The organism is Bacillus sp. CDB3 (genome assembly GCF_002081505.1).
Classification (GTDB): domain Bacteria; phylum Bacillota; class Bacilli; order Bacillales; family Bacillaceae_G; genus Bacillus_A; species Bacillus_A cereus_AT.
Genome location: NZ_ALBR01000067.1, coordinates 1 through 18,969 on the forward strand (window position 1 = coordinate 1; position 18,969 = coordinate 18,969).

Below are 18,969 nucleotides of genomic sequence, written 5' to 3' on the forward strand. Positions count from 1 at the left end.
TTTTTCAACTTTTTCATTTATCGGATTATTCAACCTGTTAGATAAAAGTAAAACTTCATTATCCCTCAAATGTATTTCTTTTTTCACCTTTTAAATACTAAAACTTTATTATAATCAGATACTTTAATGAAATCCACATTGCTATTCTTATAATCTTTAGGTACTTCTGGTATAAAGTCAGCCACTTTCATCCCTGTTTCATATTGATTATAAGATACATATTTTTCGTTATTACTCATTTTAAAATTTAATGTCTTTAACATGTCTTCTATGTTGTAATTCTCATCTTTATTTGCCAACATTACACTAGCATCAAATGGTGTTGCTTCTATAATTCTTGCCTCCATATTTCTTTTAAAGCTTATTCCTGTAGATAAAACCACCATTGTAATAAATAACATCAAACAAATTACAGTCATTGATATAAAGTTTGTATTCACTTTACTACTCATTTGCTTTAATATAAAAATATTTAACCCTTTAAAATAAACTTTTTTATTTTTCTTTACAACAAATAAAATAAGTCCAGATAAGCTAAAGAAAAACAACAATGTACCTAATATTCCAAGAATGATTACTACAATGAGCATACGATTTTCAAAATCTAATCCAATCTTTAGTACAATGCCATATGCAAATCCAAGTGATACTACACATAAAATACATGTTATGAAATATATAATAGGATTTTTTAATTTGATCTCTTCGTTTTTTCTACCCGCTGTCAACAAATCAATTATTTTGTATTTAGAAACAACATGCACATTAAGTAACATAACAAGTACAAACATAATTCCAAAGTACAATACTGTTTTACCTATAGCACCTGTTGAAATTGCAAATTTATATTTATTCATAGGCAAATCAAATAGCTTTAATGCAAATGTAGATAACCCCTGTGATACTCCAATACCTAGTACAATCCCACTCACTAAAGATATAATGCCAACTAGAAATGTCTCTGTTACTAATATTTTAGATATGGTATTTCTCCCCATACCCAAAGTCATGTATAGTCCTAATTCTTTTTTACGTTTTTTGATTAAGAAATTATTTGCATACAAGATTAAACTGCCTAATATTACAGATACAAATACGGAAACATTTGAGATAATATTCATTAAAGTAGCCACAAACGATCTACCTGAAGTCTCAACTTCCATAAGTGCCTTTTGTGATTCTAATGAATTAAAGCTATAAAATATACAAACAGCCAGTGTTAGTGTTAAGAAATATATCGCATAATCCTTAAAACTTTTCTTTACATTACGGGCAGCAACCTTAGAATACATTATTATCGTCACCTCCGAGAAGGGTTATAACTTCGATAATTTTAGTAAAGAATTCTTTTCTAGAATCATTCCCTCTTACTAACTCGCTAAATATTTTCCCATCTTTAATAAAAAGAATTCTACGAGCATAGCTTGCTGTAAATGCATCATGCGTAACCATAAGTATTGTAGCTTTCAAATCCTTATTTAGACTTTCAAATCTTTCAAGTAATAACCTAGCTGATTTAGAATCTAATGCTCCTGTCGGTTCATCTGCAAGTACTAAAGATGGCTCTGTTACGATAGCTCTTGCCGAAGCAACTCTTTGTTTTTGTCCGCCTGACATTTGATACGGGTATTTACTTAATACTTGTTCGATATCTAAATATTTTGCTACTGACTTTACTTTCCCATCAATTTTTGAACTTTCCTCACCTTTTATCGTTAACGCTAAAGCAATATTTTCATAAGCGGTAAGAGTATCTAATAAATTAAAGTCCTGAAATATAAACCCTAATTCATTTTTTCTAAACTTATCTAGTGACTTTGATTTTAACCGAGTAATATCACTATTATTTATTATTATTTTTCCAGTAGTAACATTATCAATTGTTGATATACAGTTAAGCAATGTAGTTTTGCCACTTCCTGAAGGCCCCATTATCCCAACAAACTCTGCCTCATCTATCTTAAAGCTAATATTATCTATAGCCTTTGTTACATTATCTTTATTACCGTAATATTTCTCGATTTTTTCCACACTTAATATATTTCTCATTTATACTTCCCCTTCTTCATTATAAGAATGCTTTAACTCCCAATCATTTATGTAATTTATTTTATTTTATATAATTTCATTCATAGTGTCGGTTGAATTACATTTCATTAACATTACATTTTTGTTATATTGAGTAATTCTGATGTTACCTTTCTAGTTATTAGGATATTTCCCCTTAATATATGCATACTAAACATACTATAAAAGGTACATAGAAAGTGAGGAAATCATGGCTAAATTTTTGAGACGTTTAAAATATAGAGACAATCCTAAGTCATGTTCAATACGAGACAATACTCATTTTCAGGAAAAAAATATTGAAGACTCCCTCTTAGACGCTGATTTATCCAAAAACATAGCTCACATTCAGAATATATTTCGTCAAGCGCCTGATTTAGTAATTCGGCGGTTTCAAATAACAGTAGATGGATTGGAAGCAACTTTAGTATATTTATCTGGATTAACAGATAAAAAATTGATTCAAAATCATGTTCTAAGTCCTTTGATAAATAGTGATTTTGATACCAATACGGAACTTCCAATTCCATTAGGACAAATTAAAATTATTAATACGTGGAGTCAGATTGAAAATGCTATTTTTGGAGGAGATAGTGTTTTATTAATCCACAGTCGAACAACAGCACATCAATTGGATACGAAAGGATGGCCACAAAGAAATGTTGAAGACGCTCATAACGAAATAGCTCTAAAAGGTGCGCATCAAGGGTTCACAGAAACTGCAAGTCAAAATATCGCAATGATTCGAAGATATATTCCCCATCGTGAATTAACAGTAAAAGAAATAATAATTGGTGTACGAAGCAAAACGAGGATTTCTATTTTATATTTGAAAGATGTAGCTTCTGAAGATGTGCTAAAGGAATTAGAAACACGGATTCAAAATATTACAGTCGACGCTGTTGCTAGTAATGGCGAACTTATAGAATTCATTGAAGATAACCCGTACTCACCGTTTCCACAATTTATATTAACTGAAAGACCTGATTTGGCAGTATCTCACATTCTACAGGGCAGATTTGTAACTGTAATGGATCATTCGCCCAATGTGTTAATTACTCCAACAAATTTTATTTCCTTTTTTCAAGGCTTGGATGATTACGGTACAAGGTGGTTAGTTGCTTCGTCTATTCGGATGCTTCGTTTTATCTCCTTTATGATTGCTTTATTTTTGCCTGCGAGTTATGTTGCGTTTATTTCCTTTAATTTTGAAGTTATTCCTGTAGAGCTGTATTTATCTATTGCAGAATCAAGAACGCGCGTACCCTTTTCTCCAGTTATGGAAGCATTACTTATGGAAATAACATTGGAAACGATGAGAGAAGGGGCTTTACGGATACCTACTCCGATCGGTCAGACAGTTGGAATTGTAGGTGGTATTGTTATTGGACAGGCGGCTGTTCAAGCGGGAATTGTAAGCAACATTATGATTATTGTTGTTGCTGTTACCGCCATCTCTTCCTTTGTTATCCCTAATTATGATATGGGAGCGGCAGTAAGACTTTTACGCTTTCCGATGATGCTTGCAGCTGCCTTATTTGGAATTGTTGGACTTGTTATCGGGTGGATGACTTTAATTGGACATCTAATCAGTCTTGAATCGCTAGGTACTCCTTACGGAACGCCAATAGCACCATTTCGCTTTGCGGATATGAAAGATACCTTCATACGCCTACCTTTATGGGCATTAAGAAAGCGTTCTAAAGGTACCAGAGCCATTCAATCTATTCGACAAGGAAAGAATCAAAATAAAAGGTGAAACTATGAAAAAGTATGCCTATAATGACATTACGCTTATACAGTACATTCTTTTAATTAATGGAATGCAGGTGGGCACTGGCGTTTTATCGCTTCCACGCTTGCTTGCAGAAAAAGCTGGAACGGATGGATGGATAGCTATAATGATTGGCTGGATATTCTCCACAATATCAGGTGTTTTTATGGTGAAAACTGCTGCTAGATATCCCGAGGACACGATTTATGACATTCTTATACGATTATTTGGAAAAATAGTAGGCAAAGCATTCGTTGTTATTTACATGATGTACTTCGCTTTTTATTCTTGTAGCGTTCTTGTGAACGCTATGCTCTATCTTAAAGGATGGCTTCTTCCAAAAACACCTGACTATGTCGTTATCTTTTTATTTTCGATTCCTACCTTCCTTGTTGCACGTAACGGTCCACGTATTTTAGGGCGATACTCCGAACTTATTTTTTATATGTTTCTTTGGATTCCGTTATTTTTTTTGATCCCTCTTAAAGGGAACGGAAGTTGGATGCCATTTTTCCCACTTTTAAAAGAAGGGTGGAAACCTGTATTCATGGCTGTACCGACCACTATTTTTGCTTATTTAGGGTTTGATATTGCCTTCTTTTTATATCCCTTTTTACAAAAAAAACAGTATGCAGTCCATGGAATGGTTATTGCAAACACTTTAACGATGTTATTTTATTTATTTGCTACTATTGTTTGCTTTGCCTATTTTAGCCCTGAGAGCATTACGCAATATAATCAACCGGTACTAAATTTACTGAAAGTAATTGAATTTCGTTTTTTAGAACGTTTTGACATGATTTTATTGGCCCTTTACTTACCCGTTGTATCCACAGCATGGATTCCCGCTATATATTGCGCTGTATTTTGTTCAAGTCAATTAATTAGAAAACAAGATCACAGCTCGCATGTAGTTGTTCTCTTATTGTTCATTATCGGCCTCATATTTTGGACTCATCCTAGTTGGAATGAAGCCGAAACTTGGCAACAGACATTATCGAATGCTGGTTTAGGATTAACCTATATATCACCTATCGTTTTATGGCTGTATTGCTATCTATATGAGAAGTTTCGTCAGGGGAGGATACATTGAAAAGAAAAGTACTATGTTGTATTTTGTTATCGGTGTTCATGATGACTGGATGCTTTGATCAAAGAAATGTTGAAGATGTTTCTCTAACTCTTGTTCTTGGTATCGATTTAGATCGTAATAATAATTTATTAGTGTATATGTCAAGCCCTGTTTTCAATAAAGAAGCAAAGGTAAAAGAAGAAATTACTGGCGTGAAATCTGTTACGATTCGAAATTCGAGAGACAAATTTGATGCTACTGTTATGGCGCTTACCTCAGGAAGTAAAACGCAGGTTATTTTAGTTGGAAAACGGCTACTGAAACAAAAAAACTGGGTGAAATACCTCGATCCATTTTATCGAGATCCTAAAAATACAGTTACTGCAAGGGTTGTCGCTGTAGATGGACCTGTTTCGGACGTCATCTTCCATAGCCCAAAAGATAAGCCGCGGCTTCCTTTATATTTAACAAAACTAGTTGATACCGCCGCTTTAAGAAACATCACAGTAAAAACAACTCTTCAAGAACTACATGAACAAAAAGCAGATAAAGGGTTAACAGCAAATATTACTGAGATGAAAAAAAAGAATAAAATATGGGTGACAGGTACAGCTTTATTGGATAAAAAGGGAAGGTATAAATTAACACTAAAACCTGATGAAAACAAACTATTACGCATTTTGCAACAAGGAACTACAGGGGATTTTTCATTTACAATGCCAATTAAAATAAAGGCGGACAACCAAGATAAAGATTGGATAAGTTTTACTGCCTATAGTATTAAAGTAAAGACAAAGACAAGACATGATAATCATTTTATATTTAATGTAGATGTAAAGATGAGTATCGGTATTACAGAACAGCTTTTTTCGTTTAATACAAGAAAGGACGCAGCAAAATTACAAAAGGCGATTGAGACTAAGCTGGAAGCTGATTTCAAGCAATTAATAAAAAAAATACAAACTGCACAAATCGACCCTATTGGTCTTGGAGGATATGCAAGAACTTACACATATCCAGAATGGAAAAAAGTCCAAAATAAATGGAATAATGAATTAGCAAAGGGAGATGTAAACGTTAAGGTAAATGTGAAAGTTGGTGCAATGGGAACGATTAAGTAACATGAGTTCAACTGGAATTCGTACTAAAATTGCAAGTACCTTCTATTTCAGGAGTGAAAATGCCTTTAATAGGGGGTTCGTCCCATCGACATCAAGTTAACATTTTGAAGTACCCCAAAACAAAATTACTTCTTTTTATAGGCGTCCAAAGAAATTTAGTTTATTTTTGTTTTTGGAGTAACTTGTTTTCTTAAGTTGATGAATATGTCTTACCCCCATCAAGTAGACAGCTGTAAAAAAGACTAAGCAGCCATCGAGACTCGATATTCAATCGGATCCCGATGGTTGAGTCGTTTTTGGAATCGTTTGTAGTTATATTGAGAGATGTATGTTTCAATTGCTTGAATCAGCTCTCCTTTTGTTTGATAATAATTGAAAGAAAACATTTCAGATTTAAAATGAGCGAAGAATGATTCAATACAAGCATCGACATCGCATTTTCCTTTGCGAGGGTGGCTGCCGATGGCACCTATCTGTTTAAGCAAAGACACTTCCTACAGATTTGGGTACTGCTTTTTTAATTAAGCCACCGGTACCTTGTAGTATTCCAATTCCTCTTCCATACTATCGAATTTCAAAAGAAAAAAAGAGAAATCCATTGATATACCAAGGATTTCTCTTTTTCTTGCTAACTATAAGTCAGTTATGTTAAATTGACTTGTATACAATATTCATCACAAACTTTACTAGACAAATGTGGAAAATCATAGTAGTAAAATTACCTTCATATAAAAAAATTTTCGCGTCTGGGATCCTAATATTAATTTCTGTTATTTTTACTTATCCAAGTCTATATCTATCAAGATTTTCCTTGGATAAGCTGAGAACCTTTTTGATAGTATGCTTTCATTACCTCTTTTGGAACCATACTTCCCCCAGTTCCCCATACTATATGGATACCTTGGTTCCATTTTTGTGCTAAATCATTATTTTGTATATATCCTTTTCCCTCTTTATACAATTTAATTGGCCCAATCATGCCCGCTAATGCAGAAGGTTCTAAATAAACGTTTTCCGTATCAGCCAGTTCTTTTAATAATCTATATAACTCTTCGTCACTTACTGTATAATTTCCACTTAAAAATGGTTCCATCGTTTTCCCAACAAATCCAGACGGTCTTCCTACTGCCAGTCCGTCCGCGTCTGTTACATTATCAATTCCGATATCTTGAACGGCAATTTTATCATGAAGTCCTGTCATTAACCCGAGTAACATACATGGAGAATGTGTCGGCTCTGCAAAGAAACAATGGACGTTGTCTTTATACAACAACTTTAAACCAAATGCTACTCCACCCGGTCCGCCGCCGACACCACAAGGTAAGTAAACGAATAAAGGATGTTCTTCGTCTACTACAATCTTTAACTCTTCTAATTGATTTTGTAAACGTGATGCCGCCACTGCATATCCTAAAAATAAATCATGTGAGTTTTCATCATCAACAAAATAACAACTAGGATCTGCATCTGCTTGCAGTCTTCCTTCTTCTACTGCTTTACTATAATCAGCTTCATATTCAATAACATTTACACCTTTACTTCTTAATAAATCCTTCTTCCATTGTTTTGCGTCTGCTGACATATGGACCGTCACATTAAAACCTAATTTCGCACTCATAATCCCGATGCTAAGCCCTAAATTCCCTGTAGAACCTACTGCAATTGAATACTTCGCAAAAAAATCTCTAAATCTATCACTATCTAAAATTGAATAATCATCTTTCTCTGTTAACATTCCATGCTGAAGTGCCAATTGTTCAGCATGTTTCAACACTTCATAAATGCCGCCCCTAGCTTTTATTGAACCTGATATCGGAAGTTGACTATCACACTTTAATAATAGTTCTCCCAATATTGGCTGCCCGTAATTTTTCTCTAAAGACTGTTTCATAGAAGGTATTTTCACTAAAGGTGATTCTATAATGCCGCCCGTTTCTTGTGTTTCTGGAAAAACTTTCGCAATATATGGTGCGAAGCGCTTTAATCTCTCTTCCGCATCTTTTACATTTTCTTCATTAAGCGGCGAACCTTTTATTGCCGTTTCATACTTTTCTGTATTCGGATTTATCCAAAATACTTCTTCCGTTGCAATAAGGTTATTTAATAGTGGGTATCGCTCTTTTAATGCCTCTATCCCCTTCATTTCTCTTCCTCCTCATATTCTTGTAGCTAGCCATATAATAAATTATAATTAAATTAATTTTAATACAGTTTAACATACATTTCAGTTTAAGTTAATTCTAATTTAATTTATTTAAATATAATTTAATAACCATTAAGGAGAATGCTCTATGGAAAATATAGATATTGGTAAAAAAATTGAAAAACAAAGAAAAGAAAAGGGTTTAACTAGTAAAGAACTAGCAAAGATGGCTGAAATTACACCATCTATGTTAAGTCAAATTGAACGTGGTTCTGCTAACCCTTCCATTCAAACATTAAAAGTACTCGCAAAAGCACTTGATGTTCCAACGTTTAGCTTTTTACTTGAAGAAACTAATACAGATGATTTAATCGTACGCTCTCATAAACGTAAGAAAATGATTATCGATAATTTATCATATGAAATGCTATCACCTGATTTCACAGGAAATTTAGCAACAGCAATTATGACCGTTCCGCCGAATACTGCTTCCTCAGAAAATGTTCTAGAACATAAAGGTGAAGAATTAGCATTTGTATTAGACGGAAAAATCACATTGCACTTAAATGAAGAAGAATACACATTAGAAACTGGTGATAGCGTAAAAATACCCGCTTATTTAAAACATAAATGGGTGAATCAATTCGAGAAAAATGCGATTGTTTTATTTTCTGTTACTCCGCCGATTTTTTAATTCATATGATGATACAAAAATAGCCATGCATGGATGCTCTCCGTGCATGGCTATTTTTTATTTCTTTGGTACGAACAAAATCCCTAAACTAATAACACAAAAACTGAGTATTTGCTGTATTGAAAGACCAAATAGAACTGAATTTTGTTCACTAATAAGTGAAATAATGATATGAGCAATTCCCTCGCAAATTAGAAAAAAGCTTATATTTTTTCCATTCCCTAATCTTTCATTTTTAATCCATAACGAACAAATTATACCGAGTGCTAGTATAATCTCATACATGAAAATAGGATGATACAAAAATTTTGATTCATATATTTTCATCCCCCACGGCAGTGTCGTTTGTCCACCTACTTCTTGATGGAATAGAAAATAAAAGATAATACTCACGCACAATCCAAAAGGTAATGTATCAAGTAAAATCCGAAGGGAAAATTGCTCTTTTTTACTTTCCCAAACAATATATATACTCGCAATTACGCATCCTACTATAATATGTTTCATACTTCCTACAGCTAATAATGCTTGCAATGGCGATCCAAAAGCCCATACTGGATTTAATATTGCCGGTGCAAATTTCCATATGAATACAATGATGAGAAAGCCATTCGTTACTGCATCCATCATTTTTTCATATTGAATATTTTGCTTTTTCATCCTTAGTTTCATTAGAGTAAATCCAAATAGACTTCCTATTATAAGAGAAACGGGTTGTAACCTCACCATCCACTCCATCACTATGAAATCCCCTCTTAATTCTCAATTATTTTCTTAAACTTCTCTTCTAATTGATCTGGAGGTAATACACCTCGTGCATGATCTACAATAATTCCATCTTTATTAACGAAAAATGTCGTTGGTAAAGAAAATACTTTATAATCTATTCCAGCTACTCCATCCATATCTAATAGAACAGGAAATTTAAATCCATGGCGATCTGCAAATGCACTTGCTTCTTGTACTGGATCCCCGATTGTTGCATTTACCGCAAAGATTTCAACATCCTTTTTATATTTATCATACAAACGAACTAAGTCAGGAGCCTCTATTTCACATGGTCCACACCATGATGCCCAAAAATTAATAACATATGGTTTTCCCTTTGCATCATTTAACGAATACAGCTTCCCATCTAATCCTTTTAATGTTATGTTTGGAGCTTTGAACCCTACTTGTGGTAATACTTCTTTCTCTTGTAACTCCGCTTGTTTCGCTTTTCTTTCTTTTTCTTCTTTCTTTGTATTATAAAAGTTAACCCCTGCCCAAATTAGCGCCCCGGCCAGTATAATAGCAATTAGTTTCTTCACTTTTCTTCCTCCTCATTTCTAAAATCCGGTAAATCCACCAAATATACGAATAAAAAATGCTGTAATTTTCGTCATTTGATTTGTATATAATAAAACTCCTGTTACAATCATAATTCCACCGCCCATTTTCATCATGACATTGGCATATGTAACAATCCATTTTACCTTTCCAATAAAAAATGCCATCACGAAAAACGGAACCGCAAATCCAAGGGTGTACGCTGTAATATACAGAAGCGCACTTTCAGGATTAGTCGCACCGAGCATAAGCACTGCAGAAAATATTGGTCCAACACACGGTGTCCATCCTGCTGCATATGTCATGCCGACCAAAACTGAGCGAATATAGCCTGTCGATTTTCTTCTATATTGTACTTTTTTCTCTGCCATAAGCCACTTAGGCTGAATCAATCCAATCATAAATAGCCCCATCAAAATAATAAATATCCCACCAATTTGCTGAATCAACCTTTGATTAGATGAAAAAGTGATCCCAATCCAGCTTACCGATAAACCTAACGCATAAAAAATAACCGAGAAACCGATCATAAAAAATACTGTATGTATAATCGCTGACTTTTGCATAATTCCACGATTTTCTTTTAAATCTTGAATAGAAACACCTGTAATATATGATAAATAAGATGGATATAGCGGTAAAGAACATGGTGATATAAATGAAAGTATCCCCGCCCCTACTACTAGCCAAATTGTTAAATCCGCCGCATTCATTTTATCCCTCCTAAATGCACTACAATGCGTAGTGTTAATTATTAAAAAAAGAGGCTATATGCACTCTCCGACAATAAGTACAATCGACATACAAAATAGCCCTAACGTTACATATACTGAATTTGTATGTAATGGCATATTCAGCTTAACAACTTTCTCATTCAACACTTGCTCAATTCGTAAATTAATTGCGGTTTTCGCAAACGACGCTGTAATACATTGATTTTCTATCGTCTTTATTTTAATTAACTTTAATACTGCACTACCTAGCTCAAATGAAGATTTCATTTTTTGCATCGCATATTTATCTGCTGATAGCTCTTGATATACATGATAACGCTGCAGCATCCCTTTTAATATAGGAATATACATCATCCCCTCAGCTAACAAGGTAAAGAAAAATAACTTTAATGGATCTCGATTTTTTTGATGATATTCCTCATGTAATACAATCGCATCAATTTCTTCCTCAGAAAATGCCTGAAACATTCCTTCTGAAATGACAATTTTCGGTCGAAATAATCCAATTGTAAATGCCGTAATCTGTAACGTTGATAATACGTACACTTGCTTTCCTTTTCTAGTAATAAACACGAGGTTTCTTTTCAATCTTTTACTATAAAAAAATTGCTTCCAAATTCTTTTACTCATAATGATTACAGTAAATAACAGTAATCCGGCTATCATTATACGAAGTATTGATAGTTCCCTCATATGTTTTTGTAATTCAAATAAACAAAATTGCGAAAGGAAAAATGCTTTATTTTGAAAAAGAAATGGGTATGTAACGTAGTATACTAACATGCTAAAAAAAAGCACACTAATAGTCACTGCTAACAAAACGATTTTACGCATTTGCCACTTCATTTTATCAGTCCTCTTTTTTTAGCTGACTTAATTTCTCTTCTAATTTTTTTATTAAAGATGGATCAGCTTGTTCTAACTCATCTATCATATGGTTCACAACAAGATCTCCAAATTCACCCATTAATTCCTGTGTCATTTTCTTCGTTTGATTAGATAAAAATTCTTCCTTCGTTTGTGTAGTACGATACATACCACTTCTTTTCACAATATGCTTTTCTAAATGTGCTTTCTCTACTAATCTGTTCATAACTGTCATTACAGTATTAAAATTCACCGGGGATTCTTCACTTAATTTCTGTTGCACATCTTTAATGGTAATACCTTGAGTAGCCCAAACAATTTCCATTATTTTCGCTTCAAGCGGTCCGAAAAAGTGATTTAACCCTTGCTCATTTAACTTGTAGTTTTGAGTAAACATCGTATGGCCCCTTTCACACTACAGATTGTAGTATAAAATATATAGAAGGTCAAACATAAATGATATTAACTGATACTTAAATAAATCCTAATCTCCACTAATTAGTTAGCTGTACCACGTTCGATTCATTGTAAACCTAACTTCTCTCCAAATGTATCATAGAGATAATATTCTAATATTTGAACACTAAATTTCTCATTACGCCCGAGTGCAAATAATTCCCGATCTTTAGCAACGATAGTATCTAATGGAATCACCACATTATCCACTATTTTTGTAATTTCAATTATATTACTTTCTACGTTTACTTCTGTTTTAAATTCAATATTTTCTAATACTATATGTGAACGTCTTCCTGATGCAAAAAAAGTAAAGTTAGGATTTTTAAAAATTCCAATTTCACTCTCTAACGGATATAAATATTTATAAATTATATCTCTGTGTCCATCTTTTATTATTTTTTCATCTTTTTCATCATCTAAATATTCTTTCACCTTCGCTGCGAACTCAAATCGAAAATCCACTCTTTCACGCTCCCTCTTTTCAGTCTACGCTAATAAATATATTAATATAATTTTACCATATTATAAAATAAGTTCCTATAAAAGTAAAAAACACTTTTGTAAAACTTCTGGTATTCCCCGTACTTTTTAAATATAAATACCCTTTCAATATTCATTAGTACGTCGTTATATTCATTTAAACATATTGTTTCCATACTTTAAAACAATATTATCCAGTATTATATATCAATAAACTGCTTCTAATTCCTTTCTATCTACAGCTATCGATACCTCATGCTATTTCAATATATTGTTTACTTTATTTCCCCCTTATTCATTAAATCACAGAAGGAATGTAACTCCCCACTATCGAATTTTTACATAACAAATATTATTAGGTGGTGCTTTACTATGAAATTAGCTGTCATTGGTGGCGGTGATTTACAGGATCCAAATCACTTGCATATTAATGAACGACTCATAGAATTAACAAATAAACAATACCCAAAAGTATTATTCATTCCAACAGCTAGTCGTGATGATGAAGGATATATAAAGTTATTTTTAGAAACATTTGAAAAGCAATTACATTGTGAGGTTCAAATTTTACGCATTTCAACCGAAACACCTACTAAATATGAAATAGATGAGATGATTCATTCTGCCGATTTAATTTATCTTGGCGGTGGAAATTACGTTCACATGCTTGAACAATGGAAAGAACATAAACTAGATGAGAAGTTACTATTTGCTTTAAAACGTGGAACGCTTATTGCGGGAAATAGTGCCGGCGCTATGTGCTGGTTCACATCTAGCATACGTTCAGATTATGAAGGTTCTGGTTATATAGAAAGTAGTGGCTGGAGTATTGTTAACAAAAGATTTTGCCCTCATTACAATCAATTAAATAGAATGAATGCCTTCCATACGTTTTTACAAACTCACCAAGGTAATATAGAGGGCATTGCATTAGAAGATAATTGCGCTTTATATATTACAGAAGGTTCATTTGAAATTATAGGTGCGCCAGATACAGCTTGGGAGTTTTATATGAATAATGGAAAACTCATTAGACAACATTTTGACATAACTTTAAAAAGTTATTTATAAGCATTCATCAAAAAAATGTCCCTAAGTATAATGACTTAGGGACATTTTCACCTTTTAACTCACTAATCGTGTAATTCGTTTTTTCTGCCATGAAAGCTTATAATACGCATACTGTAATATTAAGCTGACGATGAATGCAGCTGGATATCCAATCCATATCCCTTCTATACCAAGGCTCGTATGGTAAGAAAGATAATACGCCACAGGTACTTCAACAAGCCAAATTGATACAACACTGATTACAGTTGGCCATAGTACTGTACCACTTGCTCGCATTGTCGCACTAATAATTTGTGCATGACCGAAAATTAAGTAACTCCATAATGTAATCATGATTAGGCTATGAGTAATTTCAATTGTATTTTGACTTGTTAAAAATAGTGCTAGAATATCTCTTGAGAACAAGTAAATAAGAGATATCAATACACCGCCAATGATGTAATTCATAATAATTCCAGCCTTAACAACTTTCTGCAATCGATCAAATTGGTTCGCACCAATTGATTGTGCTGCAAAAATTGATACTGTAATACCGAGGCTAACCGCTGGCATTTGTACATAACTTGCAACTTGGTTCACAACGCCATACGCCGCTGTTGCATCTGAACCGTACCGATTTACGAATGCGATTACCGCGATTTCTGATAATGAAACTAATATCATATTAATACTCGCTGGAATACCGAGGCGTAACAATAACTTTAATAACTCCCAGTCCATGCGAAGATATTTTCTTACTGTCCCATCTAATTGTAGTGGATGATTTTTCTTCTTTAAATACACTAGCATGACAATAAACGTAATAACTGTAGATATAACTGAGGCATAGGCTGCTCCGTAAACATCTAATTTCGGAGCTCCTAACCAACCAAAAATAAGAATTGGTAATAAGATCATATTTAGCACTGTACTTACGATTAAAAAGTAAAATGGCGTTTTAGAATCTCCTGTACCTCTCATAAATGTTGTGTATGCAAAATATAAAAATAATACTGGCATAGATATAAATAAAATTCTTGCGTAATGCACACTTATTCCAATAATGTTTTCTGGCGTTCCCATAAGGCGCATAATATCCATCGTAAAAATACTACCTATTATCGCCAACACGACTCCGATAATAAAAGTAAACGTAAGCGTCGTACCAACGATAGCTTTTAAACGTTCTTCATTTTTAGCACCAAATGCCTGACCAATTAAAATTGAACTACCAGAACCAATTCCAATTACAAATGAAACGAGTAGGAAAAATAACGGGAAGAATGCCGATATAGCTGCTAGATCATTTACGCCAAGCCATCTTCCTACTACTACCATTCCAAATAACTGTCCAACTGATTGTAATACATTACTTAAAAGTAACGGCACTAAAAACATGGACATCGATTTCCATATCGGTTTATGTTCCGTTTCTGACTTCTGTGACTCTACACCTTCTTTATTGTTATCTGTAGGTGGTTTCAAATTTCATTTCTCCTTTTACTAAAAATCTGCACGGTTAAATCCGTGCTCAAATAGTTGTAATTACTCTAACCATTTCTATACTGTTTGCTCGTTAAAGCAAATGCTTCTTCCACTCACTATTTTCAAATTTATCATAGAACTCTAACATATTTTTCGTATCTGTAACCCTCTATCTCTCTGTATAGTTGTTTTTATTATGTGCATCTATTCATTTTCTTTGCTTCATTCTTATAACTTCACCCAATATTGGCTTCCATCAGCTGTTCTATCTAAAAAACCATATTCGATTAAATATCTTCTCAAAGTTACAAAATCTGGATATATATTTTCTAAAACTGTATTTACTTCTTTTTCAGTATACTTTTTATTACTATCGAATTTCTTCACTAAATGACGTAATATAATTAATTTACGCTTTTGCTTTTTCGGAAATTTAGAAAGCGGCCCATCCAAACCTTCTGTAAAATGCGCTGTTAAAACTTCAGTATTTTCTTCTTCTGTAATATTGTATCGATCATCCACCATCGTAGCTGTTCTATGAATCGGTACAAATTTAGTTTGAGTTTTTGATTTTTCTTCTGACAATTCCATTAACGCTAAAAGTACCTTCGCTTGCTTCATTTTCTCTCGCAATGTAAATCGATGATTGCGAATCGTCGATGTGCTTCCCCCATCCATCTCTTTCACAATCTCTTTATCATTCAGTCCCATATAAAAAACTGAACCATTTTCTTTTGCAAATCCGTTAAGCCCGTAAACTTCTTATCAAGATTTAATAAATATTCAAACATAGACGTATGCTCATTTTGAATATGCAACTGTATATACTTCTCTGCTTCATACAAAACTTGATTTTCTTGATAAATAACCCCTTTAATAAACGTTTCTCCGCAAGCTAAACAAATATACTCCTCTGCTACCTCATCGAATACATATCCTTTCTTCAATTCCTCTATTGACGCATCCCAAAACTTCTCTGAAATATCACTCACACTAAACACTCCTTTAAAAGGTTTATTTAAAAACAAACAAATTACAATAACGTTTATTATCACTACATCATCTTAACATATAAAAAACAAACATTTCAATGTTTCGTTTACCTATTTTATAAACTTTAATCAAAACATCTATTAATAAATCTTAAAAAGGATTTAAAACAACGAAAAGCGAATGTATTTATATAAATTAATTACTATAGGATGTGAAATTGAAAGAAGTAAAATATGCTATTCAATATTTAAGTGATAACAACCTCGTTCAACATGGAACCGGCATTCACTCATTCCAAAACTTCAGCATTCAATTTTAACTACAAAAAAGGTGTTTCCACATATAGAAACACCTTTTTACCTTTTATATATTTTATAAACAACTTCCACTAAAACTTTACTCGCTTTTACAAATACATGTTTTCGCTTTCCATCCTCAACGAATCTATTTGAGCAGCCACTCATAATCATCATACAACTAATTATGACTAGCACTACATTTCTATTCTTGTTAGTCACTTTATGCCACTCCACTACTAAAAACTTCATTTAAATTTATCCTATCAAAAAATTTTACACGAATAATAAACCGAAAGAATATGCAATTCTGCATATTCCCACGTTTTATTACGATGTTGTGATTTAATTTATTTAAAGAACACGTATACCGAGGTGACTAACTTGAAATTTAAAGCGAAAAAAAATCCATTTCACGTCATTTTCATTACATTATTTATAATTATTTTTTTCATTTCACTATTCTTGCAAAATGAGAATTCTATTTTTTTCACTCTCATGATGCTGTTAAATATCGTGAATCTCTCTTCATTCTATTTCTCTCACTACAACATAACGGAATCTTCTCTTATTGTAAAACACGGTTTCATATTACGTACTGAAATTCCATTTGAAGATATTCGTCACATTAAATACTCTGGCAAAACACTCCGTTCAGAAAAATGGACTAGGCAGCAATTAGAAATTGATTATAATTTATTTGACTCAGTGACAACTTTCGTACCACAAGAAGAAGAAAAATTCATTTCACTCTTAAAAGAGAACTGCCCACATATGAAAGTAATGAATACGTCTGCTAACAAATAATATCTTTTGGAGCTTGCAGTAGTACAAGTGGAGGAGACATAAACAGGAATTAAAGATGAATATCAAAAAAGCCAAGATTCTATACTAAGAACCTTGGCTTCTTCTATTACTCTTTCGGAGCAATCATTTTTTTCGGATCTACAATTTCATCAAATTGCTCTTCTGTTAGTAATCCAGATTGCAGCGCTGCCTCTTTTAAAGTTAACCCACCTTTATGAGCATGCTTCGCAATTTTCGCTGCGTTTTCATATCCAATATGCGGGTTTAATGCTGTTACAAGCATTAATGAACGATTCACATTTTCATTAATTACTTCTTCATCTGCTTCAATACCTACTGCACAATTATCATTAAATGAAACAATTGCATCCGCTAATAAGTGAGCTGATTGTAAGAAGTTATAGGCAATAACAGGTTTAAATACGTTTAACTCAAAATTCCCTTGGCTCGCAGCAAATCCGATTGTTGCATCATTCCCCATAACTTGTGCTACAACCATTGTTAGCGCTTCGCTTTGCGTTGGATTTACTTTCCCTGGCATAATAGAGCTTCCTGGTTCATTTGCAGGAATAATAATTTCCCCAAGACCACTACGTGGACCACTTGCAAGCCAACGCACATCGTTAGCAATCTTCATTAAATCAGCAGCTAATGCTTTTAATGCTCCATGTGTAAATACAACTTCATCATGGCTCGTTAACGCATGGAATTTATTTGGTGCAGAAACAAATTGTTTACCTGTAAACAGACTAATTTCTTCTGCTACCATCTCACCAAATTTAGGGTGGGCATTAATTCCAGTTCCAACCGCAGTACCACCAATTGCTAATTCTTTCATATATGTATTGCTATCTGCAATCATACGCTCTGTTTTTTCAAGCATACGGTGCCATCCGCTAATTTCTTGTCCTAACGTTAAAGGTGTTGCATCTTGTAAATGCGTACGACCGATTTTAATAATATGTTCAAATGCAGTTACTTTTTCTGCTAATGTTTCTTTTAATTTCGTAATAGCTGGCAATACATGATTTTCTACCGCAATTACACACGCTACATGAAGTGCTGTTGGGAACGTATCATTTGAACTTTGAGACATGTTCACATCATCATTCGGATGAATATGTACCTCAGATCCCTTTTCTTTCAAAATTTGATTACCGCGGTTTGCAATTACTTCATTTACATTCATATTCGATTGTGTACCACTACCTGTTTGCCACACGACAAGCGGAAAATGTTCATTCCATTTTTCTGCGATAACTTCATCAGCAGCTTCCACAATTGCTTGTGCTTTTTCTTCTGATAACTTTCCTAATTTTTGATTGCTAATCGCTGCACTCTTCTTTAGAATCGCAAATGCTTTTACAATTTCAAGCGGCATATGCTCTGTTCCAATCGGAAAGTTTTCCTTACTACGCTGTGTTTGTGCTGCCCATAATTTATCAGCTGGAACTTTCATTTCTCCTAATGTATCTCTTTCAATTCTGTACTCCATTTTTTCATCCCCTTGAAAATAAAATACCTACATTTTTCATTTTAACAGAATTTCATCCAAATGATAAGAATTCTCACTCTTATATAAAAAAAAATACCTTCCG

The 18,969-nt window shown here is 33.3% G+C and carries 18 protein-coding genes and 3 pseudogenes; 7 read left to right on the top strand and 14 right to left on the bottom strand.

The features are described 5' to 3' along the window. Positions 1 to 1,292: pseudogene (locus CDB3_RS15565) on the bottom strand (FtsX-like permease family protein); the annotation flags it as partial. Further along, complete coding sequence (locus tag CDB3_RS15570) at positions 1,282 to 2,049, bottom strand: ABC transporter ATP-binding protein (RefSeq protein WP_128855133.1); 768 nt, start codon at positions 2,047 to 2,049, stop codon at positions 1,282 to 1,284. The pseudogene CDB3_RS15565 and the gene CDB3_RS15570, both read right to left, overlap by 11 nt. 229 nt (positions 2,050 to 2,278) lie before the next feature. Here CDB3_RS15570 and CDB3_RS15575 point away from each other — a divergent pair, with 229 nt between their 5' ends. The 3 genes from CDB3_RS15575 to CDB3_RS15585 are packed head-to-tail and all read left to right on the top strand — an operon-like array spanning position 2,279 to position 6,034. Next, the gene (locus CDB3_RS15575; protein ID WP_128855134.1) at positions 2,279 to 3,826 is read left to right on the top strand and encodes a spore germination protein; all 1,548 of its coding nucleotides are present in this window, start codon (positions 2,279 to 2,281) and stop codon (positions 3,824 to 3,826) included. A 4-nt stretch (positions 3,827 to 3,830) separates the two neighbouring features. Further along, positions 3,831 to 4,934, top strand: coding sequence for a GerAB/ArcD/ProY family transporter (locus CDB3_RS15580; protein WP_128855135.1), 1,104 nt, complete (start codon positions 3,831 to 3,833; stop codon positions 4,932 to 4,934). Further along, positions 4,931 to 6,034 (top strand): Ger(x)C family spore germination protein, encoded by a 1,104-nt coding sequence (locus CDB3_RS15585; protein WP_128855136.1) that lies wholly within the window; start codon positions 4,931 to 4,933, stop codon positions 6,032 to 6,034. Before CDB3_RS15580 ends, CDB3_RS15585 begins: the two co-directional genes overlap by 4 nt. Before the next feature lie 242 nt (positions 6,035 to 6,276). On the opposite strand, the gene CDB3_RS15590 is transcribed toward CDB3_RS15585, so the two are convergent. Further along, complete coding sequence (locus CDB3_RS15590) at positions 6,277 to 6,519, bottom strand: IS3 family transposase (RefSeq protein WP_128855137.1); 243 nt, start codon at positions 6,517 to 6,519, stop codon at positions 6,277 to 6,279. A 314-nt stretch (positions 6,520 to 6,833) separates the two neighbouring features. Then, complete coding sequence (locus tag CDB3_RS15595; RefSeq protein ID WP_128855138.1) at positions 6,834 to 8,177, bottom strand: D-serine ammonia-lyase; 1,344 nt, start codon at positions 8,175 to 8,177, stop codon at positions 6,834 to 6,836. A 148-nt stretch (positions 8,178 to 8,325) separates the two neighbouring features. On the opposite strand from CDB3_RS15595, the gene CDB3_RS15600 reads away from it, so the two are divergent. Further along, positions 8,326 to 8,871 carry a helix-turn-helix domain-containing protein gene (locus CDB3_RS15600; protein ID WP_128855139.1) on the top strand — a complete coding sequence of 182 codons (546 nt, stop codon included), beginning with the start codon at positions 8,326 to 8,328 and terminating at the stop codon, positions 8,869 to 8,871. A 57-nt stretch (positions 8,872 to 8,928) separates the two neighbouring features. Here the strand turns inward: CDB3_RS15600 and CDB3_RS15605 are convergent, their stop codons facing one another. The 6 genes from CDB3_RS15605 to CDB3_RS15630 all read right to left on the bottom strand — a co-directional run bounded on the left by CDB3_RS15605 (position 8,929) and on the right by CDB3_RS15630 (position 12,722). Next, positions 8,929 to 9,612, bottom strand: a complete 684-nt coding sequence (locus CDB3_RS15605; protein ID WP_128855140.1) for a prolipoprotein diacylglyceryl transferase family protein — start codon at positions 9,610 to 9,612, stop codon at positions 8,929 to 8,931. Between the two features lie 14 nt (positions 9,613 to 9,626). Then, positions 9,627 to 10,181 carry a TlpA family protein disulfide reductase gene (locus CDB3_RS15610; RefSeq protein ID WP_128855141.1) on the bottom strand — a complete coding sequence of 185 codons (555 nt, stop codon included), beginning with the start codon at positions 10,179 to 10,181 and terminating at the stop codon, positions 9,627 to 9,629. A gap of 18 nt (positions 10,182 to 10,199) precedes the next feature. Continuing rightward, positions 10,200 to 10,913 carry a cytochrome c-type biogenesis protein CcdA gene (gene ccdA / locus CDB3_RS15615; protein WP_097831574.1) on the bottom strand — a complete coding sequence of 238 codons (714 nt, stop codon included), beginning with the start codon at positions 10,911 to 10,913 and terminating at the stop codon, positions 10,200 to 10,202. A 54-nt stretch (positions 10,914 to 10,967) separates the two neighbouring features. Further along, positions 10,968 to 11,780 carry a M56 family metallopeptidase gene (locus CDB3_RS15620; RefSeq protein WP_128855142.1) on the bottom strand — a complete coding sequence of 271 codons (813 nt, stop codon included), beginning with the start codon at positions 11,778 to 11,780 and terminating at the stop codon, positions 10,968 to 10,970. Positions 11,781 to 11,784: 4 nt separating this feature from the next. Further along, positions 11,785 to 12,198, bottom strand: a complete 414-nt coding sequence (locus CDB3_RS15625; protein ID WP_097831576.1) for a BlaI/MecI/CopY family transcriptional regulator — start codon at positions 12,196 to 12,198, stop codon at positions 11,785 to 11,787. Positions 12,199 to 12,323: 125 nt separating this feature from the next. Beyond that, entirely contained in the window at positions 12,324 to 12,722 is a 399-nt protein-coding gene (locus CDB3_RS15630) for a DUF3942 family protein (RefSeq protein ID WP_002031084.1), read from the bottom strand. Between the two features lie 390 nt (positions 12,723 to 13,112). Here CDB3_RS15630 and CDB3_RS15635 point away from each other — a divergent pair, with 390 nt between their 5' ends. Then, complete coding sequence (locus tag CDB3_RS15635; protein ID WP_128855143.1) at positions 13,113 to 13,811, top strand: peptidase E; 699 nt, start codon at positions 13,113 to 13,115, stop codon at positions 13,809 to 13,811. Positions 13,812 to 13,865: 54 nt separating this feature from the next. On the opposite strand, the gene CDB3_RS15640 is transcribed toward CDB3_RS15635, so the two are convergent. Both CDB3_RS15640 and CDB3_RS15645 read right to left on the bottom strand, forming a co-directional pair. After that, a complete protein-coding gene (locus CDB3_RS15640; RefSeq protein ID WP_128855144.1) occupies positions 13,866 to 15,275 on the bottom strand; it encodes an MATE family efflux transporter in 1,410 nt (469 codons plus the stop codon). A 228-nt stretch (positions 15,276 to 15,503) separates the two neighbouring features. After that, positions 15,504 to 16,267, bottom strand: a pseudogene (locus CDB3_RS15645) (DUF2087 domain-containing protein). 218 nt (positions 16,268 to 16,485) lie between these two features. Between CDB3_RS15645 and CDB3_RS32415 the strand changes: the two are divergent. Continuing rightward, positions 16,486 to 16,587 (top strand): annotated as a pseudogene (locus tag CDB3_RS32415) (MBL fold metallo-hydrolase); the annotation flags it as partial. Between the two features lie 37 nt (positions 16,588 to 16,624). Here the strand turns inward: CDB3_RS32415 and CDB3_RS15650 are convergent. Continuing rightward, on the bottom strand, positions 16,625 to 16,816 hold the full coding sequence (locus CDB3_RS15650) for a hypothetical protein (RefSeq protein ID WP_128855145.1): 192 nt from the start codon (positions 16,814 to 16,816) through the stop codon (positions 16,625 to 16,627). Positions 16,817 to 16,948: 132 nt separating this feature from the next. On the opposite strand from CDB3_RS15650, the gene CDB3_RS15655 reads away from it, so the two are divergent. Next, positions 16,949 to 17,371, top strand: coding sequence for a PH domain-containing protein (locus CDB3_RS15655; RefSeq protein ID WP_097831582.1), 423 nt, complete (start codon positions 16,949 to 16,951; stop codon positions 17,369 to 17,371). 106 nt (positions 17,372 to 17,477) lie between these two features. Here the strand turns inward: CDB3_RS15655 and fumC are convergent, their stop codons facing one another. After that, positions 17,478 to 18,866 carry a class II fumarate hydratase gene (gene fumC / locus CDB3_RS15660; RefSeq protein WP_128855146.1) on the bottom strand — a complete coding sequence of 463 codons (1,389 nt, stop codon included), beginning with the start codon at positions 18,864 to 18,866 and terminating at the stop codon, positions 17,478 to 17,480. Positions 18,867 to 18,969: the final 103 nt, after the last annotated feature.

What these genes read in the sequence shown, in the direction of transcription:
- CDB3_RS15625 (WP_097831576.1), bottom strand. Translation starts at nt 12,198, where the DNA reads ATGTTTACTCAAAACTACAAGTTAAATGAGCAAGGGTTAAATCACTTT.
- CDB3_RS15570 (WP_128855133.1), bottom strand. Translation starts at nt 2,049, where the DNA reads ATGAGAAATATATTAAGTGTGGAAAAAATCGAGAAATATTACGGTAAT.
- CDB3_RS15595 (WP_128855138.1), bottom strand. Translation starts at nt 8,177, where the DNA reads ATGAAGGGGATAGAGGCATTAAAAGAGCGATACCCACTATTAAATAAC.
- ccdA (WP_097831574.1), bottom strand. Translation starts at nt 10,913, where the DNA reads ATGAATGCGGCGGATTTAACAATTTGGCTAGTAGTAGGGGCGGGGATA.
- CDB3_RS15635 (WP_128855143.1), top strand. Translation starts at nt 13,113, where the DNA reads ATGAAATTAGCTGTCATTGGTGGCGGTGATTTACAGGATCCAAATCAC.
- CDB3_RS15600 (WP_128855139.1), top strand. Translation starts at nt 8,326, where the DNA reads ATGGAAAATATAGATATTGGTAAAAAAATTGAAAAACAAAGAAAAGAA.
- CDB3_RS15620 (WP_128855142.1), bottom strand. Translation starts at nt 11,780, where the DNA reads ATGAAGTGGCAAATGCGTAAAATCGTTTTGTTAGCAGTGACTATTAGT.
- CDB3_RS15650 (WP_128855145.1), bottom strand. Translation starts at nt 16,816, where the DNA reads ATGAAGTTTTTAGTAGTGGAGTGGCATAAAGTGACTAACAAGAATAGA.
- CDB3_RS15580 (WP_128855135.1), top strand. Translation starts at nt 3,831, where the DNA reads ATGAAAAAGTATGCCTATAATGACATTACGCTTATACAGTACATTCTT.
- CDB3_RS15575 (WP_128855134.1), top strand. Translation starts at nt 2,279, where the DNA reads ATGGCTAAATTTTTGAGACGTTTAAAATATAGAGACAATCCTAAGTCA.
- fumC (WP_128855146.1), bottom strand. Translation starts at nt 18,866, where the DNA reads ATGGAGTACAGAATTGAAAGAGATACATTAGGAGAAATGAAAGTTCCA.